This is a genomic window from Pseudomonas sp. N2-3-1-14 (assembly GCF_041228395.1).
Lineage (GTDB): Bacteria > Pseudomonadota > Gammaproteobacteria > Pseudomonadales > Pseudomonadaceae > Aquipseudomonas.
In genome coordinates this window covers 5,815,402-5,841,793 of record NZ_CP166199.1, presented here as the reverse complement: position 1 = coordinate 5,841,793, position 26,392 = coordinate 5,815,402, and the positions used below count along the sequence as shown (strand labels likewise).

Annotated in this window: 20 protein-coding genes and 3 pseudogenes; 12 read left to right on the top strand and 11 right to left on the bottom strand. The window is 61.2% G+C overall.

Going from position 1 to position 26,392, the window contains the following annotated elements:
* The first annotated feature begins 168 nt into the window (after nt 1–168).
* Nucleotides 169–2,103 (top strand): BCCT family transporter, encoded by a 1,935-nt coding sequence (locus AB5I78_RS27100; protein WP_369302018.1) that lies wholly within the window; start codon nt 169–171, stop codon nt 2,101–2,103.
* 188 nt (nt 2,104–2,291) lie between these two features.
* On the opposite strand, the gene choV is transcribed toward AB5I78_RS27100, so the two are convergent.
* From choV to AB5I78_RS27085, 3 genes are all read right to left on the bottom strand, one after another.
* Nucleotides 2,292–3,470: a choline ABC transporter ATP-binding protein gene (gene choV / locus AB5I78_RS27095; protein WP_106575606.1), complete on the bottom strand. Its 1,179-nt coding sequence runs from the start codon at nt 3,468–3,470 to the stop codon at nt 2,292–2,294.
* Nucleotides 3,467–4,312, bottom strand: coding sequence for a choline ABC transporter permease subunit (choW, locus tag AB5I78_RS27090; RefSeq protein WP_076017809.1), 846 nt, complete (start codon nt 4,310–4,312; stop codon nt 3,467–3,469). The genes choV and choW overlap by 4 nt, the downstream gene beginning before the upstream one ends.
* A gap of 66 nt (nt 4,313–4,378) precedes the next feature.
* On the bottom strand, nt 4,379–5,326 hold the full coding sequence (locus AB5I78_RS27085) for a choline ABC transporter substrate-binding protein (RefSeq protein WP_145157577.1): 948 nt from the start codon (nt 5,324–5,326) through the stop codon (nt 4,379–4,381).
* Between the two features lie 210 nt (nt 5,327–5,536).
* Between AB5I78_RS27085 and AB5I78_RS27080 the strand changes: the two genes are divergently transcribed.
* The 3 genes from AB5I78_RS27080 to AB5I78_RS27070 all read left to right on the top strand — a co-directional run bounded on the left by AB5I78_RS27080 (nt 5,537) and on the right by AB5I78_RS27070 (nt 8,727).
* Complete coding sequence (locus tag AB5I78_RS27080; protein WP_178119641.1) at nt 5,537–5,689, top strand: hypothetical protein; 153 nt, start codon at nt 5,537–5,539, stop codon at nt 5,687–5,689.
* A 51-nt stretch (nt 5,690–5,740) separates the two neighbouring features.
* Entirely contained in the window at nt 5,741–7,117 is a 1,377-nt protein-coding gene (locus AB5I78_RS27075) for an L-serine ammonia-lyase (RefSeq protein ID WP_262209424.1), read from the top strand.
* A gap of 506 nt (nt 7,118–7,623) precedes the next feature.
* Entirely contained in the window at nt 7,624–8,727 is a 1,104-nt protein-coding gene (locus AB5I78_RS27070) for a GlxA family transcriptional regulator (RefSeq protein WP_005792167.1), read from the top strand.
* A 149-nt stretch (nt 8,728–8,876) separates the two neighbouring features.
* On the opposite strand, the gene AB5I78_RS27065 is transcribed toward AB5I78_RS27070, so the two are convergent.
* The 6 genes and pseudogenes from AB5I78_RS27065 to AB5I78_RS27040 form a co-directional block, all read right to left on the bottom strand.
* Entirely contained in the window at nt 8,877–9,140 is a 264-nt protein-coding gene (locus tag AB5I78_RS27065; RefSeq protein WP_106575603.1) for a hypothetical protein, read from the bottom strand.
* A 367-nt stretch (nt 9,141–9,507) separates the two neighbouring features.
* Nucleotides 9,508–10,668 (bottom strand): gamma-butyrobetaine dioxygenase, encoded by a 1,161-nt coding sequence (locus AB5I78_RS27060; protein WP_369301991.1) that lies wholly within the window; start codon nt 10,666–10,668, stop codon nt 9,508–9,510.
* Between the two features lie 9 nt (nt 10,669–10,677).
* Nucleotides 10,678–11,157: a thioesterase family protein gene (locus AB5I78_RS27055; RefSeq protein ID WP_369301992.1), complete on the bottom strand. Its 480-nt coding sequence runs from the start codon at nt 11,155–11,157 to the stop codon at nt 10,678–10,680.
* Between the two features lie 118 nt (nt 11,158–11,275).
* Nucleotides 11,276–12,241, bottom strand: coding sequence for an L-carnitine dehydrogenase (locus AB5I78_RS27050; RefSeq protein ID WP_369301993.1), 966 nt, complete (start codon nt 12,239–12,241; stop codon nt 11,276–11,278).
* A gap of 175 nt (nt 12,242–12,416) precedes the next feature.
* A pseudogene (locus AB5I78_RS27045) lies at nt 12,417–13,303 on the bottom strand (3-keto-5-aminohexanoate cleavage protein).
* A 77-nt stretch (nt 13,304–13,380) separates the two neighbouring features.
* Nucleotides 13,381–14,324: pseudogene (locus tag AB5I78_RS27040) on the bottom strand (choline ABC transporter substrate-binding protein).
* A gap of 194 nt (nt 14,325–14,518) precedes the next feature.
* On the opposite strand from AB5I78_RS27040, the gene AB5I78_RS27035 reads away from it, so the two are divergent.
* Together AB5I78_RS27035 and AB5I78_RS27030 are read left to right on the top strand one after the other, a co-directional pair.
* Complete coding sequence (locus tag AB5I78_RS27035) at nt 14,519–15,463, top strand: GlxA family transcriptional regulator (protein WP_106575597.1); 945 nt, start codon at nt 14,519–14,521, stop codon at nt 15,461–15,463.
* A gap of 68 nt (nt 15,464–15,531) precedes the next feature.
* Nucleotides 15,532–16,698, top strand: coding sequence for an AAA family ATPase (locus AB5I78_RS27030; RefSeq protein ID WP_369301996.1), 1,167 nt, complete (start codon nt 15,532–15,534; stop codon nt 16,696–16,698).
* 124 nt (nt 16,699–16,822) lie between these two features.
* Here AB5I78_RS27030 and AB5I78_RS27025 read toward each other — a convergent pair whose 3' ends face one another.
* Nucleotides 16,823–17,239, bottom strand: a complete 417-nt coding sequence (locus AB5I78_RS27025; protein WP_369301997.1) for a DUF3010 family protein — start codon at nt 17,237–17,239, stop codon at nt 16,823–16,825.
* A gap of 40 nt (nt 17,240–17,279) precedes the next feature.
* Nucleotides 17,280–17,680 (bottom strand): annotated as a pseudogene (locus tag AB5I78_RS27020) (lysozyme inhibitor LprI family protein).
* 218 nt (nt 17,681–17,898) lie between these two features.
* Here AB5I78_RS27020 and AB5I78_RS27015 point away from each other — a divergent pair.
* The 6 genes from AB5I78_RS27015 (at nt 17,899) to AB5I78_RS26990 (ending at nt 25,664) form a co-directional block, all read left to right on the top strand.
* Complete coding sequence (locus AB5I78_RS27015; RefSeq protein WP_119737560.1) at nt 17,899–18,876, top strand: dipeptidase; 978 nt, start codon at nt 17,899–17,901, stop codon at nt 18,874–18,876.
* 77 nt (nt 18,877–18,953) lie between these two features.
* A complete protein-coding gene (locus AB5I78_RS27010; RefSeq protein ID WP_034116150.1) occupies nt 18,954–19,484 on the top strand; it encodes a DUF5943 domain-containing protein in 531 nt (176 codons plus the stop codon).
* A 16-nt stretch (nt 19,485–19,500) separates the two neighbouring features.
* Nucleotides 19,501–21,561 carry a dimethylglycine demethylation protein DgcA gene (gene dgcA, locus AB5I78_RS27005; protein WP_145157554.1) on the top strand — a complete coding sequence of 687 codons (2,061 nt, stop codon included), beginning with the start codon at nt 19,501–19,503 and terminating at the stop codon, nt 21,559–21,561.
* A 158-nt stretch (nt 21,562–21,719) separates the two neighbouring features.
* A complete protein-coding gene (dgcB, locus tag AB5I78_RS27000) occupies nt 21,720–23,663 on the top strand; it encodes a dimethylglycine demethylation protein DgcB (RefSeq protein WP_242200649.1) in 1,944 nt (647 codons plus the stop codon).
* Nucleotides 23,663–24,883 carry an electron transfer flavoprotein subunit alpha/FixB family protein gene (locus AB5I78_RS26995; RefSeq protein ID WP_369301998.1) on the top strand — a complete coding sequence of 407 codons (1,221 nt, stop codon included), beginning with the start codon at nt 23,663–23,665 and terminating at the stop codon, nt 24,881–24,883. The genes dgcB and AB5I78_RS26995 overlap by 1 nt, the downstream gene beginning before the upstream one ends.
* Nucleotides 24,884–24,893: 10 nt before the next feature.
* The gene (locus AB5I78_RS26990; RefSeq protein WP_145157547.1) at nt 24,894–25,664 is read left to right on the top strand and encodes an electron transfer flavoprotein subunit beta; all 771 of its coding nucleotides are present in this window, start codon (nt 24,894–24,896) and stop codon (nt 25,662–25,664) included.
* Nucleotides 25,665–26,392 lie beyond the last annotated feature (728 nt).

Sequence of the window (26,392 nt, the reverse complement as noted above, 5' to 3'; positions counted from 1 at the left end):
GAATTTTCGGGGTGTCTTTATAACACCCGTCCGTCGACTGCCGAAAAATCGATGTCCCGGGATAACCGTTGCCTTGTGTTTCTCTCTCGCACTGCCCGGAGCATCTGCGCCATGAGTTCTGCCTCTCTTATAAAGACCCCGCCGGAAAAGGTCCGGGTCAACGGTTGGGTGTTCTACACCTCCACCGCGCTCATTCTGTTGTTGACCGCCATTCTGATCATCGCCCCGCAGGAGGCCGGGCGCATGCTCGGCGTAGCACAGGCGTGGCTGTCGAAAAGCTTCGGCTGGTACTACATGGTGGTCATCGCTGCCTACCTGGTGTTTGTGGTCGGCCTGGCGTTTTCGTCCTACGGCAAGTTGAAACTGGGCAGCAAGGACGACACCCCGGACTTCAGCTACGGCGCCTGGGCCGGCATGCTGTTCTCGTCGGGCATCGGCATCTCGCTGTTGTACTTCGGTGCCTCGGAGCCGTTGGACCACTACTTCAACCCGCCCGAAGGCGCGGCTGCCAGCAATAGCGCGGCACGCCAGGCGCTGCAACTGACGTTCCTGCACTGGGGCCTGCACGGCTGGGCGATCTATGCCTTGGTCGGCCTGGCCGTGGCGTACTTCGCGTATCGCCATAACCAGCCGCTGGCCTTGCGTTCGGCGTTGTACCCGCTGGTGGGCGAGCGTTGGGTGAAGGGCGCGGCCGGCCACGCGGTGGACGGCTTCGGCATGTTCGTGACCCTGCTGGGCCTGGTGACCAACCTGGGGATTGGCGCGATGCAGGTGTCGTCGGGGCTTGAAAACCTGTTCGGCATGGCGCACAGCAACACCAACCTGTTGATCGTGATCGTCGTGATGAGCACCGTGGCGACCATCGCCGCCGTGTCGGGTGTGGAGAACGGCATTCGCCGCCTGTCCAACCTCAACATCGTGCTGTTCAGCGGCTTGCTGATCTTTGTGCTGCTGTTCGGCCCGACCCTGCACCTGCTCAATGGCTTGGTGCAGAACACCGGTGACTACCTCAACGGTATCGTGCTGAAAACTTTCGACCTGTATGTGTACGAAGGCGACGCCGACAAGACCGAGCGCTGGATGGGCCTGTGGACGCTGTTCTACTGGGCCTGGTGGATTTCCTGGGCGCCATTCGTGGGCATGTTCATCGCGCGTATTTCCCGTGGCCGCACCGTGCGTGAACTGGTGGCCGGCGTGCTGCTGATCCCGCTGGGCTTTACCTTGGCGTGGTTGTCGATCTTCGGTAACTCGGCGCTGGACCTGGTGCTCAACCACGGTGCCGTGGAGTTGGGCAAGACGGCGCTGGAACAACCGTCGATGGCCATCTACCAATTGCTGGAGCATTACCCGGCGTCGAAAATTGTGATCGGCGTGTCGATCTTCGTGGGCTTTGTGTTGTTCCTGACCCCGGCGGATTCCGGCGCGGTGATGATGGCCAACCTGTCGTGCAAAGGCGGCAATGTGGACGAAGATGCGCCGCACTGGCTGCGGATCTTCTGGTCGGTCGTGATCACCCTGGTGACCATCGGCCTGCTGTTTGCCGGCAACTTCGAAGCCATGCAAACCATGGTGGTGCTGGCGGGGCTGCCGTTTTCGGTGGTGCTGATTCTGTTCATGTTCGGTTTGCACAAGGCCATGCGCCAGGACGTGGCCATCGAACAGGAGCAGGCGCAATTGGCTGAGCGTGGGCGTCGTGGTTTCAGCGAGCGTCTGACCGCGCTGGACCTGCAACCGAGCCAAGCCACCGTGCAGCGCTTTATGGACAAGCATGTCACGCCGGCGTTGGAAGAGGCGGCGACCGCGTTGCGTGAGCAAGGGCTGGAAGTGCAGACCTTGTTGGGCAAATCCAAGCGTTGCATCGGTGTGCGCATCGAGATGGAAGAGGGCAACCCGTTTGTCTATGAGGTGAGCCTGGATGCTTATTCGTCGGCACCGAGCGACTTGCCCGAAGAAGAGCGCACGCGTTACTACCGGGCCGAGGTCTACCTGCACAACGGACCTCAAGAGTACGACCTGATGGGCTTTGCCCAGGAACAGATCACCCGGGACGTGCTCGATCAGTTTGAAAGCCATCGGCAGCTCCTTGGCCGTGTCTATAGCTGATAGTTGAAGACGGGTGGTGTCCTCACCGACACCACTGAGTCCAAATATGTAAACAGAACTAAATGTGGGAGGGGGCTTGCCCCCGATAGCAATGTGTCAGTCAGTACTTCTGTTACTGATACACCGCAATCGGGGGCAAGCCCCCTCCCACATTGACCCAGTTTCTACATTGAGATGTGCAGTGTTTGTCAGCCCAGGTTCTTGCCTAGCAGGGCATGGTAAAGCTCGCTGTCTCCCAAAATCCCCACCACCTGGTTGTTGTTATGCAGCACCAGCTTGTTGCCGGTGTGATAACGAATCTGCAATGCATCGCGCATGCCGATATTGGAATCCACCAGCGTCGGTACCCGGCCCAACCCTTCCACGGCTTGACCCGGTGCCCAGTTCTGCAGGTTCATCACCGCGCCATTCTGGCGGGCGCCCTGGATCGTGTTGCCTTCGGCCAGGTCCAGCCAGGAATCGCCGCCCGGATCGAGGCACACCGAGCCGTTGACCCGCGTGCAGTTGTCCAGCGTGCGCATCAGGCTGCGGCCGCACAGCACGTTCAGCGGGTTGGTGTGGGCGACGAAGGTACGCACGTAGTCGTCCGCCGGGTTCAGCACGATCTCTTCCGGCACGCTGTACTGGATGATCTTGCCGTCTTTCATGATCGCGATGCGGCTACCCAATTTGAGCGCCTCATCCAGGTCGTGGCTCACAAACACAATGGTCTTGCTCAGCTTGCGTTGCAGCTCCAGCAGTTCATCCTGCAGGCCCTGGCGGATCAGCGGGTCGAGGGCGGAGAAGGGTTCGTCCATCAGCAGGATATCGGCGTCCATCGCCAACGCGCGGGCCAGGCCGACGCGCTGCTGCATGCCGCCGGACAACTCGTCGGGCTTCTTGTTGCGCCATTGGGCCAGGCCCACCAGTTCGAGCTTTTCATCCACCAGCGCGCGGCGTTCTTTCTCCGGACGGCCCTGCATCTCAAGGCCGAAGCTGATGTTTTCACGCACCGTCAGCCACGGCATCAATGCGAATTTCTGGAACACCATGGCGATGCGCTTGGTGCGCATCATTTTCAGCTCGGCCGGCGTGCATGAAGCGATGTCGATCTGGCGACCTTCATGCTCCACAAACAGTTGGCCACGGCTGACGGTGTTGAGGCCGTTGATGCAGCGCAGCAAGCTCGACTTGCCGGAACCGGACAGGCCCATCAGCACGCAGATCTCGCCTTTCTCGATGTCCAGGCTGGCTTTTTCAACGCCGACAATCTGCCCGGTCTTTTTCAGGATTTCGTTGCGGTGCATGCCCTGGTCGAGCAGCTTGAGGGCTTCGCGCGGGTCTTTGGAGAAGATCACATCGACATTGTCGAATCGGATAATGCTCATGCATCACCCCCTACTTTGGCGTCGGGTTGTTTGCAGATGCGGTCGAGCATGATGGCCAGCAACACGATAGCCAGGCCGGCTTCAAAGCCCAGGGCGATGTCGGCGGTGTTGAGTGCGTTGACCACCGGCTTGCCGAGGCCGTCAGCGCCCACCAGGGCCGCAATTACCACCATCGACAACGACAGCATGATGCATTGGGTAATGCCGGCGGCAATGCTCGGCATGGCGTGGGGCAGTTCAATGCGTGAGAGCAACTGACGGCGCGAGCAGCCAAAGGCCTTGCCGGCGTCCATCAATTCTTGCGGCACATCACGGATGCCCAGGTAGGTCAGGCGGATCGGCGCGGCAATTGCGAACACCACCGTGGAAATCAGCCCGGGCACCACACCCAGCCCGAAGAGGGTCAGGGTAGGGATGAGATAGACGAAGGTCGGCACGGTCTGCATCAGATCGAGCACCGGCCGCATCAGGGTGTAGAACATCGGTTTGTGCGCGGCAACAATGCCCAGCGGCACGCCGATGACCACGCAGACCAGGGTGGCGAACAGCACCTGCGCGAGGGTTTCCATGGTTTCCTGCCAGTACCCCAGGTTCAGGATCAGCAAGAAGGAGGCGATGACAAACACCGTCAGGCCCCATTTGCGTTGAATGAAGTGAGCGAGTAGCGCAATCAGACCGATCAATGCCAGCGGATTGAACCAGGTCAGCGCAAACGTCACGCCGTGGATCATCGTTTCCAGGGTCGATGCGATTGCGTCGAAGTAGTTGGCACCGTGTTGGGTCAACCATTCGACGAAGGCAGCGATGTACTGGCCTAGTGGGATTTTATGTTCAGTCAGCATGGTAGTGAATGTCCACATGCGAAGGGGAAAACATCCCGGGCCAGCGCACCGGCCCGGGGTCAGCGATTACTTGTCGAGGTAAGCTTTGACGGCCTCCAAACCGGGTTTGCCATCCACGGTGGTCACACCGGCCAGCCAGGTGTCGAGCACTTGCGGGTTCTTCTTCAGCCAGGCTTTGGCCGCGGCGTCAGGCTTCATCTTGTCGTCAAGGACGTTACCCATCAGGGTGCTTTCCATGTTCAAGGTGAACGACAGGTTTTTCAGCAATTGGCCAACGTTGCTGCATTCCTGGGTGTAGCCCTTGCGAACGTTGGTGTAGATGGTGGCCTGGCCGTAGTTGGGGCCGAACGAGTCGTCACCGCCGGTCAGGTACTTCATCTTGAAGCGGGTGTTCATCGGGTGCGGTTCCCAGCCCAGGAATACGATGGCCTGGTCACGCTTGGAGGCGCGTTCCACTTGCGAGAGCATCCCGGCTTCGCTGGACTCGACCACTTTGAAGCCGGCGGTTTTCAAGCCGAAGGCGTCTTTGTCGATGAGGGTCTGGATGGTGCGGTTGCCGTCGTTACCCGGCTCGATCCCGTAGATCTTGCCGCCCAGTTCATCCTTGAATTTGACGATGTCGGCGAAGTCTTTAAGGCCCTTGTTGTACAGCGCCTCCGGGACCGCCAGGGTGTACTTGGCGTTTTCCAGGTTGGCGCGCACGGTTTCCACGGTGCCGGCATCACGGTACTGCTTGATGTCGTTTTCCATGGTCGGCATCCAGTTGCCGAGGAAGATGTCCATGTTCTTGCCGTCGGCCAGTGACTTGTAAGTCACCGGTACCGAAATCATCGTGGTGCGCGGCTTGTAGCCCAGGCCCTTGAGGACTTCGCTGGTGGTCGCGGTCGTGACGGTGATGTCGGTCCAGCCGACATCGGAGAAGTTGACGGTCTTGCACTGTTCCGGTTCTGCAGCGTGTGCCACAACTGGCAGACTCAGCATGGCGGCCAACAACAACGAGGGTGAACCTTTCATCGGGGTAGACTCCTGTGTCTTTTCTGGCGGCATTCGCCGCGCTTTATATGTGTTGCGGTTGGGGCGTGCATCGAGGCGACGGCACGGTGCCTTGCAAGCGAGTCGAGACTGATCATGTACCAGTGAAAATCTGACGCCTACAGGGGGCGTCGTATCCAGTACAGGGATGGTCGTATCCAGTGTCGGTGACGTCGCTTACAGGTTTTTCCAATGGCAAAACCGCAGTTTTTACCGATCTGCACCGCTAAAAACGGCCAAAACGCCCGATCGCACGAGGGCGGCGTTGGTGAGCATGGTTACGTCGGTGTGAGACGCCGTGAGGGCAAGCAAAAGCTTGATGATGCCGCCATCTGGGCGATCTGAGCGTAGCACCTCGTTAAAGCCTGGCCGTGCTTATCGAGGAGTTCTACCGCAATGGCTATCAGTGTTTTCGACCTGTTCAAGATCGGCATCGGGCCTTCTAGTTCTCACACCGTCGGCCCCATGCGCGCCGCGGCGTTGTTCGTCCAGGCATTACGTGAACGTGAACTGTTGGAACAGGTCAGGCGCGTTGAAGTTCAGCTGTACGGCTCCTTGTCGGCCACCGGCATCGGCCACGGCAGCGACACCGCGACCATCATGGGCCTGATGGGCGAATGGCCGGACGCAATCGACCCGGCGCACATCGGCCTGCGTATTCATACCCTGCGCGAGACCGACACGCTCTTGCTCGACGGCCGCCTGCCGGTGCCCTTCGTCTGGGCGCGCGACATGCGCCTGCTTGACGAAAACCTGCCGTTTCACCCTAACGCCATGACCCTTGTGGTGTTCGGCGATGACGGCGAGCTGCACCGCGATACCTACTATTCGGTCGGCGGCGGTTTTGTGGTGGACCAGGCCCAGGCGCAAAGCGGCGTGGCGGATATGGACCGCACCGAGCTGCCGTATGATTTTTCCAGCGCTGTAGAGCTGTTGCAGCTGTGCAAAACCCATAACCTGCGCGTGGCCGAGTTGATGCTGGCCAACGAAAAGACTTGGCGCGGCGAAGAAGAAATCCGCAGCGGCCTGATGAAGCTCTGGCGCGCCATGCAAGATTGCGTGGAGCAGGGCCTCAAGCACGAAGGCATCCTGCCCGGCGGCTTGAACGTGCGGCGCCGCGCCGCCAAGTTGCACCGCAGCTTGCAGGAGTTGAACAAGCCCAATGTGATTGGCTCGACCTTGAGCGCGATGGAGTGGGTCAACCTGTTCGCCCTGGCGGTGAATGAGGAAAACGCAGCGGGTGGGCGCATGGTCACCGCACCGACCAATGGCGCGGCGGGGATCATCCCGGCGGTGCTGCACTACTTCATGAAATTCAGCGACGAGGTGACCGAAGCCAACGTGGTCGACTATTTGCTCAGCGCGGCGGCCGTGGGAATTTTGTGCAAAAAGAACGCCTCGATTTCCGGCGCCGAAGTCGGCTGCCAGGGTGAAGTGGGTTCGGCGTGCGCCATGGCCGCGGCGGGGCTGGCGGAAATCCTTGGCGCCACGCCGGAACAATTGTGCAACGCCGCCGAAATCGGCCTGGAACACAACCTCGGCCTGACCTGCGACCCGGTGGGCGGCCTGGTGCAAGTGCCGTGCATCGAGCGCAACGCGATTGCCGCGGTAAAAGCCATCAACGCGGCGCAGATGGCGCTGCGTGGCGATGGCCAGCACTTTATCTCCCTGGACCGGGTGATCCGCACCATGCGCGATACCGGCGCGGACATGCACGACAAGTACAAGGAAACCTCGCGGGGCGGGTTGGCGGTGAGTGCTGTCGAGTGCTGAGACCGAGTTGCGGCTAATCGGGGGCAAGCCCCCTCCCACACTTGAAGGTATTCACAATTCAAAAGGTGGGAGGGGCTTGCCCCCGATAGCGGTAGTCCGTCCAACACTGCTCATAAAGTGAACACCCGGACCCAAAAGCGCCACCTTTTAGCGCGTCGCAAACAGACAAGTAGCCCTCAGACGATTCCTCGCCCGACCACCCGTCACCTGTGCGTGCGGTGACAGACTTTTCCCACGCGCTCAAAGCGCCTTCCCACAAGTGCTACCGATCTGCTCACACCCCGTGAGCAGGCTCACTCCAGCGGCCTTTTCGGGGCCTATCCCGCACTCCTTACGCGGGCTTATATAGACGCGTCATCAGGTCGTTTTCAGGAGTTATTGAATGGCCATTCAATTTTAGGCATGGCATTTGCTCTATCAATTCAAAGCCTCTCCTTTCCAGGGTGAGCGCAATAACAAGAGCCTCGCCTGAGGCCATCACCCGCTTTGTGTGAGGAGATACCGCGATGACGTCGTTCAACTCCGGGGCTCAACCCCAGAACCGTGCGCCTCAATCCATCGGCTTTTTGCTGCTGGACAATTTCACGCTGATTTCCCTGGCCTCGGCAGTGGAACCGCTGCGCATGGCCAACCAGCTGTCCGGCCGCGAGCTGTATCGCTGGACAACCCTGAGTGTCGACGGCAACCAGGTGTGGGCCAGCGACGGCCTGCAAATCACCCCCGATGCCTCCATGCACAAAGCCCCGGCCCTGGACACTGTGATCGTGTGCGGCGGCGTGGGAATCCAGCGTACCGTTACCCGTGAGCACGTCTCGTGGCTGCAAAGCCAGGCGCGTCAGTCGCGTCGTCTTGGCGCGGTGTGCACCGGCAGTTGGGCCTTGGCCTGCGCCGGTTTGCTCGACGGTTTTGATTGCAGCGTGCACTGGGAATGCCTGGCGTCGATGCAGGAAGCCTTCCCGCGCGTGGCCATGAGCACGCGCCTGTTTACCCTCGACCGCAACCGCTTCACCAGCTCCGGCGGCACCGCGCCGCTGGACATGATGCTGCACCTGATCAGCCGCGACCACGGCCGTGAATTGTCGGCCGCTATTTCCGAAATGTTTGTGTACGAACGCATCCGCAACGAACAGGATCACCAGCGTGTGCCGCTCAAGCACATGCTCGGCACCAACCAGCCGAAGCTGCAGGAAATCGTCGCGCTGATGGAAGCCAACCTCGAAGAGCCGATCGACCTGGACGAGCTGGCTGTATACGTCGCCGTGTCGCGTCGTCAGCTGGAGCGGTTGTTCCAGAAATACCTGCACTGCTCGCCGTCGCGCTACTACCTCAAGCTGCGCCTGATCCGTGCACGGCAGTTGCTCAAGCAAACGCCGATGTCGATCATCGAAGTGGCCTCGGTGTGCGGGTTTGTGTCCACGCCGCACTTCTCCAAGTGCTACCGCGAATACTTCGGCATTCCGCCGCGCGATGAGCGCGTAGGGTCCAACACTACCCAACAAGTGGCGATGATGCCGATTCCACAGGCGCTGGTGTTGTCACCGTTGTCCGGGCCGATGTCGGCGTTGAGCCAGGCCAGGAACGAGTCGACGTTTGCGAGTGTAAGGCTCTAACCCAACCTGGTGGCGAGCGGGCTTGCCCCGCGTTGGGCTGCGCAGCGGCCCAAAACCTCTTGTTGAGGTTCGTCTGATACACCGCATTGCCTGGAATGGGGCTGCTGCGCAGCCCAACGCGGGGCAAGCCCGCTCGCCATAGGGGACTGTCAGGCGCCGGAGTTCTGCTTGAACTGCACCAACGCCGGCAACAACTGTTTGTCGATCGCCTGGCGTACGGCCGGCAAGATCGTCGCACTGCCGGTGTACATCTGTTCCACCATGCCCTTGAGCGCCTTGGCCCGCGCAGCGCTCAAACCACGTACCGCGCACTCGCAAGCCTGCTCGGCGGTGGCACCGCTGGAGACTTCAAAACCCAGCGAGCGCAGTTGGCCCAGCAGGTCATCCTGGTCAATCAAATCCGCGTGCATCATGACGTTCATCCTGGTGTAGGGAGCGGGGACTGACTGGGATTCTGGTAGGCCCCGGCCGGTCGGCAAGGGCAGAATTGACGAATGGCTCATATGGCTATGAGCAGGTCGTTTTCGGGTCATTTACCGACAGAAGTAATAGGCACACTGAATGCCAGGCACGCAGCTTGAAGGTTTGGTCACCCTCGGGATGTCACGCTCACACCAAGCACTCTGCCCCGGTCTTGTCACGGCTTGATCGGGGCTTTTTTTGCCTGGGTTTTGTGGTGACTGCACTGGCCTCATCGCAGGCAAGCCAGCTCCCACCTTTTTGAATTGTGAACGCCGTCAAATGTGGGAGCGGGCTTGCCCGCGATGGCCGCGCCGCGGTCTACCGCTGCAACACCAGAATCCGCGAGAGCAACTCATCCCGGTCGATGTAACACCCTTGGAAATGCCGCGCCCCGGAAGCCGGGTCAAACGCATTGCGCGCATGCAAGGTGCGGCGGTTATCAAAGCACCACAACTCCCCCGGATTCAGCCGTTTGACCAGCCTGAAACGGTCCTCGCGGGTCATCGCAATAAAGCGCCGATACGCGCGATACAACAACGGCATCTGCTCCACCGGCGCCTCGAACGGCCCGCGCAAAAAGTTGGCCATGCGGATCTCCGCCACGTCACCCAAGGCATCCAGCGCAATGATCGGCGCCAGGCGGCGATAGTCGCTGTGACGGTCTTTATTGCGAAACTCCACGAGGATTTCACACAACGCACGAAACGCTTCAGGGTCTTCGCTGCGCAGTGCATGGGCGATGGCGAACCCGTCGACAAAAATGCTCTCGCCGCCGGTGGCCTCGTTCACCAGGCAATGCAGAAATTGCAGCCCCGGCTGCAGCTCCCGCGTGGGCAAATCGCTGTGCAACGGCAGGTTGAAAGCGGTGTAGGCATTGCTGTCGGCATCGGCCTTGGACCGCACGTTGAAGAGCACGCCGAAGTTGCTCTCGCGGATAAACGAAATGCGCTTGGCGATCAGCGCCAGCGAGCCAGGTTCGGTGGGCACGCCACGGATTTGCGTGAGGCCCGCGTCACGCAAGGCCAGCAACCATTGCAGCAGGATGTTCGGGTCTTGCATCACGCCCGCGTAGTCGAAAACGGGCAACGCGAAGGTGCTGTCCCATCGCTGCGATGCTGGTTTGGCTGCACGGCGTTCGGCGCGTGATTCGTCGTCATAGGCATGGGCCCGCAACCAGCCCGGATCGTAGTGGCTGCGATGGCCGCCGCTCCATTGCACGCTCAGGCATCCCTGATCGATCTGCGCGCTGACGGCAGTCAGGTGTTCGTCCACATCGACAATCTCGAACACCTGCTCGCGGGTCACGCTGTACACGCATTGCGCGCACGGGCAGTTGTCGCGCAGCCACTGATGATGAAACGGGCTCACCCGGCCATCGGCCCATCGCACGCGTAGCTGATCGGTCAGCACCTGCACCTCGGCGAGGTCGCTGATGGTTGGGTAAGTACGAAAATCGGCAACAGCGGCGGCGGTTTGCATGGGGGCTCCTTATTGTTTTTTGGGCGGCAATCCAATCACGCGGCCGAGGAGGGCGGGGCGTGGCAACTCGGCCTGCTGCGCGCTGATCGCGATGAGTTTTTCCAGGGTGGCCTCGGTGAACGGCGCCGAATGCGGACCGGCGAGGTCGACGTGCAGCAGCATCTGTTCGTTGCCGGCCAGTTCCTTCTCCTCTGCGACCAGGTGCAGGCTGTGATAGAGGTGCAGGCGTTTGGCATCGTGGGCGATCAGCTGAGTGCGCACCTCGACCTCGGCACCGAGTTTCACCTCATGCAGGTAGTTCAGGTGCAGTTCCAACGTGAACAGTGAATGGCCGCTGGCCTCACGGTTTTCACTGTCCAGACCCAGGGTGTCCATCAGCGCGTCGGTGGCGTAGCTGAAAATCAACAGGTAGAACGCATCGCGCAGGTGGCCGTTGTAATCCACCCAGTCGGGCTGGATTTTGGTGGTGTAGGTGGTCAGTGCAGGCATGTCTGGGATTCCAGGTCATTACTCGGTCAACTGTGGGAGCTGGCTTGCCTGCGATGGCGGCGGTGAGTCGTACACCGCTGTCGCAGGCAAGCCAGCCCCCACAGGAAATCAACAGCAGTTACTCGGCGAAGCTCATACCGTGCTTGGCTTTGGTGGTCTTTACCGCCTCCAGCACCGCCAACAGGCAATCATCACGATAGCGCTCCAGCGCCGAAATGCTGTGTGTGCCCAACTGATCGCTGGTGCCATCGACCACATCGTCGATCAACTTGTCGGTCAACTCCGGTGCCGGCAAATACGTCCACGGCAACTGCAGCGCCGGGCCGAACTGCGCCATGAAGTGGCGCATACCGGCATCGCCGCCCGCCAGCGTGTAAGTGAGGAAGGTGCCCATGAACGACCAGCGCAAGCCGGCGCCAAAGCGGATCGCATCGTCGATTTCGCCAGTGGTCGCCACGCCGTCATTCACCAGGTGCAGCGCCTCACGCCACAACGCTTCTAGCAAGCGGTCAGCGATAAACCCCGGCACTTCCTTACGCACATGCAGCGGGCGCATGCCAAGGGATTCATACACCGTGATCGTCGCCTGTATCGCTTCGGGCGCGGTGTTTTGGCCGCCCACCACTTCCACCAGCGGCAGCAGGTAAACCGGGTTGAACGGGTGGCCGACCACGCAGCGTTCCGGGTGGGTGGAACCTTCGTAGAACTCACTCGGCAACAGACCCGAAGTACTCGACCCAATCAGTGCATTCGGCTTGGCCGCTGCGCTGATTTTGCTGTGCAGTTCCAGTTTCAGCGCCAGGCGTTCCGGGGCGCTTTCCTGGATGAAGTCGGCGTCTTTCACGCACGCTTCAATAGTGTCGACAAAGCGCAGGCGGTCTTGGGATGCACCCGGTGCCAGGCCTTGTTTCTCCAAGGCGCCCCAGGCATTGGCGACGCGTTTGCGCAGGGCCGCTTCGGCACCGGGCGCCGGGTCCCAGGCGACCACATCCAGGCCGTGGGCGAGGGCGCGGGATACCCAACCGCTGCCGATAACGCCGCTGCCGAGGGCGGCGAAGGTTTTGATTTCGGTGATAAAGCGCATGGCAAATTCCTAAAGTATTCGCAAATTCTGTGTGAGGAACCGGTTCAAATGTGGGAGCGGGCTTGCTCGCGAATGCGGTATGTCAGTTGATGCATTCGGTGACGGATTCACCGCTTTCGCGAGCAAGCCCGCTCCCACACAAGCCCGGCTCCCACAGGGTTTTGTGGTGCCTGACTTAGCCGCGCTTGGTCAGGCCCATCTTGATTCGGCCTTGCGCCGGGGTCATGACCCGCGCGCCCAGGCGGCTGAGGATTTCACTGGCGCGTTCCACCAGTTGGCCGTTGGTGGCGAGCACGCCCTTGTCCAGCCACAGGTTGTCTTCCAGGCCGACTCGCACGTTGCCGCCCAGCAGCACCGCTTGGGCCGCCATCGGCATTTGCATGCGGCCGATACCGAAGCCGGCCCACACCGCGTCGGCGGGCAGGTTGTCGACCATGGCTTTCATGGTGGTGGTGTCGGCCGGCGCGCCCCAGGGGATGCCCAGGCAGAGTTGGAACAGCGGGTTGTCGAGCAGGCCTTCCTTGATCATCTGCTTGGCGAACCACAGGTGGCCGGTGTCGAAGATTTCCAGCTCAGCCTTAACGCCTAGCTCCTGGATGCGCTTGGCGCCAGCACGCAGCTGGGCCGGGGTGGACACGTAAATGGTGTCGCCATCGCCAAAGTTCAGCGTGCCGCAGTCCAGGGTGCAGATTTCCGGCAGCAGCTCTTCAACGTGCGCCAGGCGCGTCAGCGGGCCGACCAGGTCGGTGTTGGGGCCGAACTCCATCGGGTTCTCGCCACCGCCGATCTCCAGGTCGCCGCCCATGCCGGCGGTGAGGTTGACGATGATGTCGATGTCGGTCTCGCGGATGCGCTCCATCACTTCGCGGTACAGCGCGACGTCGCGGCTGAACTTGCCGGTTTGCGGATCACGCACGTGGCAGTGCACCACGGTGGCCCCGCCTTGGCGGCTTCCACGGCGGCGGCGGCGATTTGTTTGGGAGTGACCGGCACGTGTGGGCTTCTGCCGGTCGTGTCGCCAGCACCGGTGAGTGCGCAGGTGATGATGACGTCGTGGTTCATGAGTCGGTTCCTTACGGGCGGGCGTAGTGATGCCGCTCGCAGCCCACAGCGGCTGCGACACGGTGATTCGAATCAGGTTATTGGCTGGTCAGTTGCAGGTTGGCCGCGGCGGGCTTGCCGTCGAAGGTGGTCACGCCTTCAAGCCAGCGCTGCTGGTCTTGCGGGTGGTCCTTGAGCCACTGCTTGGCGGACTCAATGGCGTCCTTGTGATCCAGCAACGGCTGCATCATCCGGCTCTCGTCGGCGGCGGTGAAGGTCAGGTTGGTCAGCAGCTTGTGCACGTTCGGGCACTGTTCGGCGTAGGTCGGCGACGTGACGCTCCACACCGTGGCCATGCCTTCGTTCGGGCCCAGGGCGTCGTCGCTGCCGGTGAGGTAGGTCATCGCGACGTTGACGTTCATCGGGTGTGGCGCCCAGCCAAAGAACACCACGGCTTCCTTGCGGCGTACCGCGCGGTCGACGGCGGCGAGCATGCCGGCTTCGCTGGACTCCACCAGCTGGAATTTGCCCAGGCCGAACTGGTTCTTGGCAATCATCGCCTTGATCTGGGTGTTGGCGCCGAGCCTGGCTCGATGCCGTAGATCTTGCCGCCCAGTTCCTTCTCGAATTTGGCGATGTCGGCGAAGGTTTTCAGGCCCTTGTCCGCCAGGTAAGTCGGCACGGCGAGGGTGGCGCGCGCGTCTTCCAGGCTGGGTTTCTCGAGGACTTTGACTTGCTTGGCGTCGACGAATGGCGTGATGGTCTGGGTCATCAGCGGGTTCCAGTAACCCAGGAACAAGTCCAGGCGTTGGTCGCGAATGCCGGCGAAGATGATTTGCTGGGACGCGCTGGTCTGTTTGGTCTTGTAGCCGAGGCCGTCGAGCAACACTTGGGTCATGGCGCTGGTGGCGATCACGTCGGTCCAGTTCACCACGCCCATGCGCACGTTTTGGCAAGACGCCGCATCGGCTGCCATCACGTTGGTGCTCAAAATGGCGCTGGCGCTGAGTGCAAGCACGCAGCGGCTGATCAGTCGGTTCATGGTGGATCCCTCGGCAGGTCGTTATTGTGGGTTCCGGCGTCTTTGTGCGCCGTGGGATCAAGTTACGCAGCTTGAGGGGCGGCAAAGCGCACGGCGGCGACCAGCTCTTGCACTGCAGCGACCTGTGCTCTTGAATGGCCGGTTGAACTGGCGTATCACAGTGACCACGCTGCCCGTCCTACGAGAGCGCCACCATGTCCCAGGATTTCTACTTTCTGCTGATGCCGGGTTTCTCGGCCATCGGCTTTATCTCTGCGCTGGAACCGCTGCGCGTGGCCAACCGCTTTCGCGGCGAGCTGTACCGCTGGCATGTGCTGAGCGCCGACGGCGGCGCGGTGCTGGCGAGCAATGGCATGTCGGTCAACGCCGACGCCGCATTGGAGCCGCTGAAAAAAGGCGCGACGCTGATGGTGGTCGCCGGCTTCGAACCCTTGAAGTTCACCACGCCCGCGCTGGAGCACTGGCTGCGCCGCCTCGACCACGACGGCGTCACCCTCGGCGCCATCGACACGGGCGCCTGTGTGCTCGCTGAGGCCGGCTTGCTCGATGGCCACCGCCTCACGCTGCACTGGGAAGCCATCGATGCGTTCAAGGAGTCTTATCCACAGCTCACCGTGACCCAGGAGCTGTTCGAAATCGACCGCCGTCGCATCACTTGCGCGGGCGGCACGGCGTCCATCGACCTGATGCTCGACCTGATCGCCCAGGCCCACGGCCCGGACCTGGCGATTCAGGTTTCCGAACAATTCGTGCTCGGCCGCATCCGCCCACGCAAAGACCACCAGCGCATGCAGATCGCCACGCGCTACGGCATCAACAACAAGAAGTTGGTGCAAGTGATCGGTGAAATGGAACAACACACCGAACCGCCGCTGACCACCCTGGCATTGGCCGAGGCGATCAAAGTCACCCGGCGCCAGTTGGAGCGGTTGTTTCGTCTGCATCTGAACGACACGCCAAGCAATTTCTACCTCGGCCTGCGCCTGGAAAAAGCCCGGCAGCTATTGCGTCAGAGCGACATGAGTGTGTTGGAGGTGAGTATTGCGTGCGGGTTTGAGTCGCCTTCTTACTTCACGCGCAGCTATCGGGCGCGGTTTGCCAAGTGCCCAAGGGAGGATCGGCGACGGGAGGTGGTTTGATGGGCAATTATAGTAAATTATACTCACTACTATAATTTATAGTCCTTTCAATAATTGAGTATAAAAGCATGTCGAAGAACAGCGGCTTCGTATTCCGCCGCCCCGCCCTGGCAGGCAGCATTGCCGACGGTTTGGTGGGGGCCGGTATTCAGGATTTTACCTCTGGCCTGTTTCTCGCGGCGCCGCGCCGCACCGGGAAAAGCACCTTTTTGCGTGAAGACCTGATCCCCGAGTGCCAGCTGCGGGGTTGGCTGACGGTGTATGTCGATCTCTGGGCCGATAAAGAGAAAGATCCGGCGGAGTTGATCGCCAGCGCCATTGCCGCTGCGCTGGTGCCTTATGAAAAGGGCATTCGCAAACTCGCCAAGAACATTGGCGTCGAGAAACTAAGCTTTCTGCGCACCCTGTCCTGGGACTTCACCAAGCCACAACTGCCCGTCGGTGCAACACTGACCCAAGCCTTGGAGTTGCTGCACAGCGCCGCGGAAAAACCCGTGGTGCTGGTGATTGACGAAGCGCAGCATGCTTTAACCACCGAGTCCGGTATTAACGCGATGTTCGCGTTGAAAGCTGCCCGGGATCAGCTTAACCAAGGCCGTGACGAAGAGGGCAGCGGCTTGCGCCTGGTGTTCACCGGGTCCAACCGCGACAAGCTCGCACATTTGGTCCTCGGCAAAAGCCAGCCGTTCTTCGGCTCCAGCATCACGCCGTTTCCCTTGCTCGGCAAAGCGTTCACCCAAGCCTACACCGCGCACCTCAACGCGCATTTGGCCAGCACCAATCAATTCGACGCGGCGGATATCGACGAAGCCTTCGAGCTGGTAGGCCGTCGCCCCGAGATGCTGCGCACCATTATTGGCGAAGTGGCGCTGGAGCTGGGCGAAGCGAGCAACCTGGGCCAGTTGCTGCACAGTCGTGCTGAATTCCTGCGCGCGGGCGTGTGGACGGAGTTCGAAAGCGCCTGGAACAACCTCACCATCCCCCAGCGCGCCGTGCTGGAGGTGATGGTGGCGCGTTCGCAGAACAACGAACCCTTTGCGCCGTTCACCGACAGCACCCTCACAGCGGTGAGCAAAGCGCTGGAGGGCATGGGCAGCGATGTGGTGCCGGGCACCCAGACCATTCAGGCCTGCATTGATGCGTTGCGCGACAAGGAGCTGGTGTGGAAGTCGAGCCGGGGCGGCTATGCTCTGGAAGACAAATCCTTCGGGGATTGGCTGCTGCACAAGCGCTGAAGCGCACCACAAAACCAATGTGAGAGGGGGCTTGCCCCCGATAGCGGTGGGTCAGCAGCCTATAAGTGACTGAAACACCGACATCGGGGGCAAGCCCCCTCCCACATTTGATAGGCGTCGTGGCTTATTTCTTTACCAGCGCCGAACACGCCGCCTTGTAGGCCTCATGCTGATACTTGTTCAGCGAAGCGGGCAGATCAAAATTGTGCTTCTTGTTCTGCGCATTGATGGTCTGCGGCGACAGCAACGTCACCTCAACGCCGTCCAGCAGCTGAAACACGCCTTCAATCTTGAACGTGGTCGGGCCACCGGCGAACTCGCCTTTCTTGCTGCGCTTCTTGATCGCGATGCGGGTGATGGCGTTTGCCTGCACAAACGCTTTCACCTGCGCGGCGAAGGCTTTGACGTTGGCTGCCTCATCGTCGTCTTCCAGGGCGATTTTCTTGGTGGCCAGGGCGACGTGGGTCAGCGCCTGGTTTTCCAGGGAGGCGACAGCGATGATGGCTTCGCTGCCTTTGATTTCGATGCCGCAAATAGTCATGAATGGCCTTGATACAGAGGAAAGTGGCAGAGATTGTCGCTTATTCCTGCCCGATCGACTCCAAAAACTCCGACCGCTCATCACTCATCCGCGCCAGGCAGTCATTGAGTTGAATCGCGTATTCCTTGCTGCCGTTGACTGCCGGAAGGTGTCCACTGCGCAATCGGCGTCACGCAGTTTTTCCCACTTTTGCTGAGCATCCTTCAGACGAGCGGTAATGTCGGCCAGTTGCGACTTGTTGCTGCCATAGGTCGAACCCATGCGTTCCAGCAGGCCTTGATAGTTGTCTTTGAGCAATTGTTCAGCGGTGGTTTTGTTGTAAGTGGCGCATTCCAGGGTTTGTTTGTCGTTTTCGATGCCATCGCAGGGCGTGTTGTCGGTGTCTTCGGCCGCGTGGACGCCGGTTGCGATGAGTGCCAAAGCCAGGAAAATCGATTTCATTGCGCCGTCTCATATCAGGTGATGCGGAATTCTGGCTCAAGCGTAAGACAAAGAACAGTCGTCAGTCAGACGTGTCATGTAGGCCTTTGTCGCGGATTGACGCTTTCGGCAATTCCCCTGTCGTTTTTGCACCCGGTTCGTTCAGCCCCTGGGCATATGCTGGCCCCAAAGCGCCGGCAGACGATTCGGCGCATGAATCGCCAATAAGGGGACGCCTGATGAGCCCAGCGCAATTGCACGCCGACAGCATCGTTATCGACGGGCTGATCATTGCCAAGTGGAACCGCGACCTGTTCGAGGACATGCGCAAAGGTGGGCTGACCGCCGCCAACTGCACCGTGTCGGTGTGGGAAGGCTTCCAGGCCACTATCAATAACATCGTGGCCAGCCAGACTCTGATCCGTGAGAACAGCGACCTGGTGATCCCGGTGAAAACCACCGCCGACATCCGCAAAGCCAAGGAACAGGGCAAAACCGGCATCATCTTCGGCTTCCAAAACGCCCATGCGTTTGAAGACCAGTTGGGCTACGTCGAGATCTTCAAGCAGCTCGGGGTGGGCGTGGTGCAGATGTGCTACAACACCCAAAACCTGGTCGGCACCGGCTGCTACGAGCGCGATGGCGGCCTGTCAGGTTTTGGCCGTGAAGTCGTCGGCGAGATGAACCGCGTCGGCATCATGTGCGACCTGTCCCATGTCGGTTCCAAAACCAGCGAAGAAGTCATCCTCGAATCGAAAAAGCCGGTGTGCTACTCCCACTGCCTGCCGTCCGGCCTGAAAGAGCACCCGCGCAACAAATCCGATGAAGAGCTGAAGTTTATCGCCGACCACGGCGGTTTTGTTGGCGTGACCATGTTCGCGCCATTCCTGGCCAAGGGCATCGATTCGACCATCGACGACTACGCCGAAGCCATCGAATACACCATGAACATCGTCGGCGAAGACGCCATCGGCATCGGTACCGACTTCACCCAGGGCCATGGTCAGGATTTCTTTGAAATGCTGACCCATGACAAGGGCTACGCCCGCCGCCTGACCAGCTTCGGCAAGATCATCAACCCGCTGGGCATCCGCACCGTGGGCGAGTTCCCCAACCTCACCGAGACCCTGCTCAAGCGCGGCCACAGCGAGCGCGTGGTGCGCAAGATCATGGGCGAAAACTGGGTCAATGTCCTCAAGGACGTCTGGGGCGAATAAGCCACAGCCAACACTTCTTTTCCCCAGGCCATTCGGTGCCTGGGGCATTCAAACGAATTTTTTGGAGTTAAGTTTCCATGGCCAAGATCGCCCCGCAATTGCCAATCGAAGTCGACAGCGAAACCGGTGTCTGGACCTCCGACGCCCTGCCGATGCTGTACGTGCCGCGCCATTTCTTCGTCAACAACCACATGGGTATCGAGGAAGTGCTGGGCGCAGATGCCTACGCCGAAATCCTCTACAAGGCCGGCTACAAATCCGCCTGGCACTGGTGTGAAAAAGAAGCTGAATGCCACGGCCTGGAAGGCGTCGCGGTGTTCGAGCACTACATGAAGCGCCTGTCGCAACGCGGCTGGGGCCTGTTCAAGATCCAGGACATCGACCTCGACAAAGGCACCGCCAGCGTCAAGCTCGAGCACTCGGCATTTGTCTACGTGTACGGCAAGGTCGGGCGCAAGGTCGACTACATGTTCACCGGCTGGTTTGCCGGCGCCATGGACCAGATTCTGCAGGCGCGTGGCAGTCAGATCCGCACCGTGGCCGAGCAAGTGTACGGAGGCTCCGAAGAGGGCCACGACGACGGCCTGTTCACCGTCAAGCCGTTGTAAGTCGAGGAACCGTGCCATGGCTTTCGAAGCAATGTTCGCGCCGATCCAGATCGGCAAACTGACCATCCGCAACCGCGTGCTCAGTACCGCCCACGCCGAGGTGTATGCCACCGACGGCGGCATGACCACCGACCGCTATGTGAAGTATTACGAAGAGAAAGCCAAGGGCGGGATCGGCCTGGCGATCTGCGGCGGTTCTTCCAGTGTGGCCATCGACAGCCCGCAAGGCTGGTGGAAATCGGTGAACCTGGCCGATGACCGGATCATCCCGCACTTCCAGAACCTGGCCGATGCCATGCACAAGCATGGCGCCAAGATCATGATCCAGATTACCCACATGGGCCGTCGCTCGCGTTGGGATGGCGAGCATTGGCCCACATTGCTGTCGCCGTCGGGCATCCGCGAGCCGGTGCACCGCGCCACCTGCAAAACCATCGAGCCGGAAGAAATCTGGCGGGTGATCGGCAACTACGCCAGCGCTGCGGCGCGCGCCAAGGCCGGAGGCCTGGATGGCGTGGAACTGTCGGCGGTGCACCAGCACATGATCGACCAGTTCTGGAGCCCGCGTGTCAACAAACGCACCGACGAATGGGGCGGCAGCTTTGAAAACCGCATGCGTTTTGGCCTTGAGGTATTGAAGGCTGTGCGGGCTGAGGTCGGCCCGGATTTCTGCGTGGGCATCCGCCTGTGCGGCGATGAATTCCACCCGGACGGCCTGTCCCACGAGGACATGAAACAGATCGCCAAGTATTACGACGACACCGGCATGCTCGACTTTATCGGCGTGGTCGGCTCGGGCTGTGACACCCACAACACCCTGGCCAACGTGATCCCGAACATGAGTTATCCACCGGAGCCATTCCTGCACCTGGCCGCCGGTATCAAGGAAGTGGTCAAGGCCCCGGTGCTGCACGCGCAGAACATCAAGGACCCGAACCAGGCCACGCGCATTCTGGAAGGCGGCTACGTGGACATGGTCGGCATGACCCGCGCCCACATCGCCGACCCGCACCTGATCGCCAAGATCAAGATGGGCCAGATCGACCAGATCAAACAGTGCGTCGGCGCCAACTACTGCATCGACCGTCAGTACCAAGGGCTGGATGTGCTGTGCATCCAGAACGCCGCGACCTCGCGTGAGTACATGGGCGTGCCGCACATCATCGAGAAGTCCACCGGGCCCAAACGCAAAGTCGTGGTGGTCGGTGCCGGCCCTGCCGGGATGGAAGCGGCGCGCGTTGCCGCCGAGCGTGGCCATGACGTGACGTTGTTCGAGAAGAAAGACTTTATCGGCGGGCAAATCACCACCGCTTCCAAAGCACCGCAGCGCGACCAGATTGCCGGTATTACGCGTTGGTTCCAGCTGGAGCTGGCGCGCTTGAACGTCGACCTGCGCCTGGGCGTGGCGGCAAACGCCGATGCGATCCTCGACCTGCGCCCCGATGTGGTGGTGCTGGCCGTCGGCGGGCACCCGTTCCTGGAGCAGAACGAACATTGGGGCGCGGCCGAAGGCCTGGTGGTCAGCAGCTGGGACGTACTCGATGGCAAGGTCGCGCCGGGCAAGAACGTGCTGGTGTACGACACCATTTGCGAATTCACCGGCATGTCGGTGGCGGACTTCCTGGCCGACAAAGGCAGCCAGGTCGAGATCGTCACCGACGACATCAAGCCGGGTGTGGCCGTGGGCGGTACGTCGTTCCCGACCTACTACCGCAGCATGTACCCGAAAGAAGTGATCATGACCGGCGACATGATGCTGGAAAAGGTCTACCGCGAAGGCGACAAGCTGGTGGCGGTGCTGGAGAACGAATACACCGGTGCCAAGGAAGAACGCGTGGTCGATCAAGTGGTGGTCGAGAACGGCGTGCGTCCGGATGAAGAGATCTACTACGCGCTCAAGCAGGGTTCGCGCAACAAAGGCCAGATGGACATCGAAGCGCTGTTCGCGATCCAGCCGCAGCCGTGCCTGAGCGAGCCGGGCGAGGGGTACTTGCTGTTCCGCATCGGTGACTGTGTGGCGCAGCGTAATACCCACGCCGCGATCTATGACGCCCTGCGCCTGTGCAAGGATTTCTGACGAGGTGAACTCGGTCAAAAAGGTGGGAGGGGGCTTGCCCCCGATGGCGGCGGGTCAGGTGATACAGCTGTAGCTGACCCACCGCTTTCGGGGGCAAGCCCCCTCCCACATTCAGGCCAGTTTCACAGTAGATATGTGCGGTTTGTGGGAGCTTCACCATGTTGAACACCTTGCTGCCTGTTCTTTTGTTCGCGGCGCTGGGCCTGGCTTTGCTGGGCGCCTTGCGCCGGGTGAACATGTGGCGCCGCGGCCGCGCCTCCAAGGTCGACCTGCTCGGCGGTCTGCTGGCCATGCCCAAGCGTTACATGGTCGACCTGCACCACGTGGTCGCCCGCGACAAATACATCGCCAACACCCACGTCGCCACCGCCCTGGGCTTTGTGCTGTCGGCGTTGCTGGCGATTCTGGTGCACGGTTTCGGCCTGCATAACCGCATCCTCGGCTACGCCTTGCTGCTGGCGTCGGTGCTGATGTTTGTCGGCGCCACGTTCGTCTACCTGCGCCGTCGCAACCCGCCGTCGCGCCTGTCGAAAGGCCCGTGGATGCGCCTGCCGAAAAGCCTGATGGCGTTCTCGGTGAGCTTCTTCCTGGTGACGTTGCCGGTGGCCGGGATTCTGCCGGCCGACTTCGGCGGCTGGCTGCTGGCGGCATTGCTGAGCCTGGGCGTGCTGTGGGGCGTGTCGGAAATGTTCTTCGGCATGACCTGGGGCGGCCCGATGAAACACGCCTTCGCCGGTGCGCTGCACCTGGCCTGGCACCGCCGCGCCGAACGTTTTGGCGGCGGCCGTTCCACCGGCTTGAAGCCGCTGGACTTGAGCGATAAAACCGCGCCGCTGGGCGTGGAAAAACCCAAGGATTTCACCTGGAACCAACTGCTCGGCTTCGATGCCTGCGTGCAATGCGGCAAGTGTGAAGCCGCTTGCCCGGCGTTCGCCGCCGGCCAGCCGCTGAACCCGAAGAAGTTGATTCAGGACATGGTCGTCGGCCTGGCCGGTGGCACCGATGCCAAGTTCGCCGGCAGCCCGTATCCCGGCAAACCGGTGGGCGAACACGGCGGTAACCCGCACCAGCCGATCGTCAACGGCCTGGTGGATGCCGAAACCCTGTGGTCGTGCACCACCTGCCGCGCCTGCGTGGAAGAGTGCCCGATGATGATCGAGCACGTGGACGCCATCGTCGACATGCGCCGCCACCTCACCCTGGAAAAAGGCGCCACGCCGAACAAGGGCGCCGAAGTCCTGGAAAACCTGATCGCCACCGACAACCCCGGCGGTTTTGCACCGGGCGGCCGCCTGAACTGGGCGGCGGATCTGAACCTGCCGCTGTTCAGTGAAAAAGGCAGCGCCGACGTGTTGTTCTGGGTCGGTGACGGCGCCTTCGACATGCGCAACCAACGCACCCTGCGCGCCTTCGTCAAAGTGCTGAAAGCGGCCAAGGTCGACTTCGCGGTGCTCGGCCTGGAAGAGCGCGACAGCGGCGACGTCGCGAGGCGTCTGGGCGATGAAGCCACCTTCCAGCTGCTGGCCACGCGCAATATCCAGACCCTGGAAAAATACTGCTTCAAACGCATCGTCACCTGCGACCCGCACAGCTTCCACGTACTCAAAAACGAGTACGGCGCCTTCAACGGTAACTACCGGGTGCAGCACCACAGCACCTTCATGGCCGAACTGATCGGCGACGGCGCGTTGAACCTGGGCCAGCACAAAGGCGACAGCGTGACCTATCACGACCCTTGTTACCTGGGCCGCTACAACGGCGAATACGAGGCGCCGCGCCAAGTGCTGCGCGCGCTGGGCATCGAGGTCAAGGAGATGCAACGCTCGGGCTTCCGTTCACGCTGCTGCGGGGGCGGTGGCGGTGCGCCGATCACTGACATTCCCGGCAAGCAACGCATTCCCGATATGCGCATGGAAGACATCCGCGAAACCGGCGCCGAGCTGGTGGCTGTGGGTTGCCCGCAGTGCACGGCGATGCTCGAAGGTGTGGTTGAACCGCGTCCGTTGATCAAAGACATCGCCGAACTGGTGGCTGACGCTTTGCTCGAAGACGCCGCCCCGGCAAAAGCCCCGATTAAGCGTGAACCTGCGGAGGTGCACTGATGAGCGACATTATCCGCCGCGACCCACGGGCCGAATGGATTGCCCGCAACCGCCTGCACCCGCTGCATGCGGCGATGCAGCCGCTGCAACACAGCTGGATGGGACCCAACGGCGTCATCCGCAAGAACGTACATGGGGTCGGTTTTATCGGCCCCAACGGCATCAAACGCATTGACCGCAGCGGTGCCCAGCAGGGCGGCGCGGCCAAGCGCACGGCGGCGGTGCAAGTGCAGTTGCCGCTGCATCAGGTACCGGCGCCGGCGTTTTATATCAGCGTGGTGCCGGACATGGTCGGCGGCCGCCTGAGCAGCCACGACCGCGACGTGCTCGGCCTGGCGCGGCAACTCGCCGGCAGCGACGGCGCTGTGCTGGCGGTGGTGTTTGGCGAACACAAGGAAAGTGCCTTTGCCACGGCCGGCGTTGATCGCCTGCTGGTGTTGGAAGGCCACGAATTCGACGGTTATTCACCGGAGCAACGCGTCCAGGGCCTGCGGGCTGTGGATAACCAGTTCAACCCGCGCCACTGGCTGCTGCCGGACAGCCGCAGCGGCGGTGGAGAGTTGGGCCGGCGTTTTGCCGCCAGCCTCAAGGAGCGCCCGGCCACGCGGGTCTGGCAGATCAAGGGCGAAGAATGCATCGGCCGCGCGGGTGCGGGCCAGGAAGACTTGGCCCGGCCATTGCCGCGCCTGATCCTGGCGGCCGTGGAGTGCGCCGAACCGGTCAGCGAAACACGTCACGAGGCATTGCCCGTGGAGTTATCCACACCCTTGGCGCGCAGCTTGCCGCGTATCGAAGACCTCGGTGCGGTAGCGGTGGACCCCGGCGCGATTCCCATGGCCGAAGCGGAGTTTATTTTCTCCGGCGGCAATGGCGTGAAGGACTGGGCACTGTTCCACCGAACCGCCGCAGCCCTGGGCGCCACCGAAGGCGCCTCGCGGGTGGCGGTGGACGATGGCTTTATGGCGCGTGATCGCCAGGTCGGCGCCAGTGGCACCTGGGTCACGGCGCGGGTTTACGTGGCCGTGGGCATTTCCGGGGCGATCCAGCACCTGCAAGGCATTGGCGCCTGCGACAAGGTGGTGGCGATCAACCTCGATCCGGGCTGCGACATGATCAAGCGTGCCGACCTGTCGGTGATCGGCGAGAGCGCCGCGATTCTGCAAGCCTTGATCGCTGCGGTCGAGGCCTACCGCAACGGCGCCAAGCGCGATGCGGCTTAAGGACATGACCATGACAACACCTGTAATCAGCTTGGTATCCATCGGCGCCCACCCCACTTCCGGTCGGCCTCGCCGCGCGGAGCAGGATGCCCGCGCCGTCGAGTTGGGCCTGCAAATGGCTGGGGATAAGTTGCAGGTGCTGCACGCCGGCAACATTCACGAGCCGACGTTGCGCAGTTACCTGGGCATGGGTTTGCCGCAATTGCACGTGCTTGAGCAGCCGGACGGCGCTGACGCCTTGCCGGCCCTCAGCGATTACCTGCGCGGTGCCGGTGCCCAGGTGGTGCTCACCGGCAGCCAGGCGGAAACCGGCGAGGGCTCGGGCATGTTGCCGTTTCTGCTGGCCGAGCAACTGGGCTGGCCGCTGGTTGTCGGCCTGGCGCAGGTGGAGTCCATCGACGGCGGCATCGCCCACGTGCTGCAAGCCTTGCCGCGCGGGCAGCGGCGGCGCTTGAAGGTGCGCCTGCCGTTTCTGGCCACGGTGGATAACGCCGCGCCCAAGCCACGGCAAAGCGCTTACGGCCCTGGGCAGCGCGGAGAATTGGCCGCCCATGAAGTCGAGATTGAGCAGGATGAGTTATTCACAGGTGCGGTGCTGCAGCCGGCCAAGCCTCGGCCCAAGCGCCTCAAGGTGATCAAGGCCAAGAGCGGCGCCGATCGCATGAAGGCTGCTACGGCCAAGGCCAGCGGCGGCGGGGGGCAGGTGCTCAAGGGGCTTAGTCCCGAGGCGGGTGCCGAGGCGATTCTCAAGCTGCTGATTGAGGAAGGCGTGGTGCGCTGATCCCCTGTGAGAGCTGGTTTGTGTGGGAGCTGGCTTGCCTGCGATAGCCTCACTTCGGTCTGACTGATAAACCGAGTTGCCTGCATCGCGGGCAAGCCCGGCTCCCACAGAAAAGCCCGCTCCCACATTGATCTGTGGGCTTACCCACAATCCCTGTTGACCCGTCTGTGGATAACCTGTTCGCGGTTGTCCACAGCCCCGGTAAATCAAGCCCTGCAGCCCCCTGTACGAAAAACAACCAGGCTAACCAGCGGTTTTTCCTGGGGTTTTTCTATGAATAACTTCTTTCGCCCGTACCGACTTGCCCCCAAAGTCTGTTGGCGCTTCTGTGGATAAGATGTTCGCTACCGGCTGCAGGCCACGTAGATAAAGGCTTTCATTGAATCGATCAAAATTTGATCAATTCGCGCTGTTTGCTCAATTAAAACCTTGAAACCCGCGATTTATGAAGGGTTGACGCGGTTTTCCACAGCATCGGTAAAGTTGCCCCCAAAGTCTGTTGGTGCTTCTGTGGATAAGGTGTTCGCGTACTGCCACAGGCCACGTATTTAGAGGCTATCAGAGAGTTGATCAATAAATGATCAAACGATTACGAAAGCGCACGGCTGGAATAAGTCACGGATTTTCTTCATTTATTTTCAGAAGACCGCGCACTTGCCCACAATTGCTGTGGGCTGCTTTGTGGATAAGTTGTTGGGCGAAGGCTGGAGGGCAAGGCGGGAAAGGGT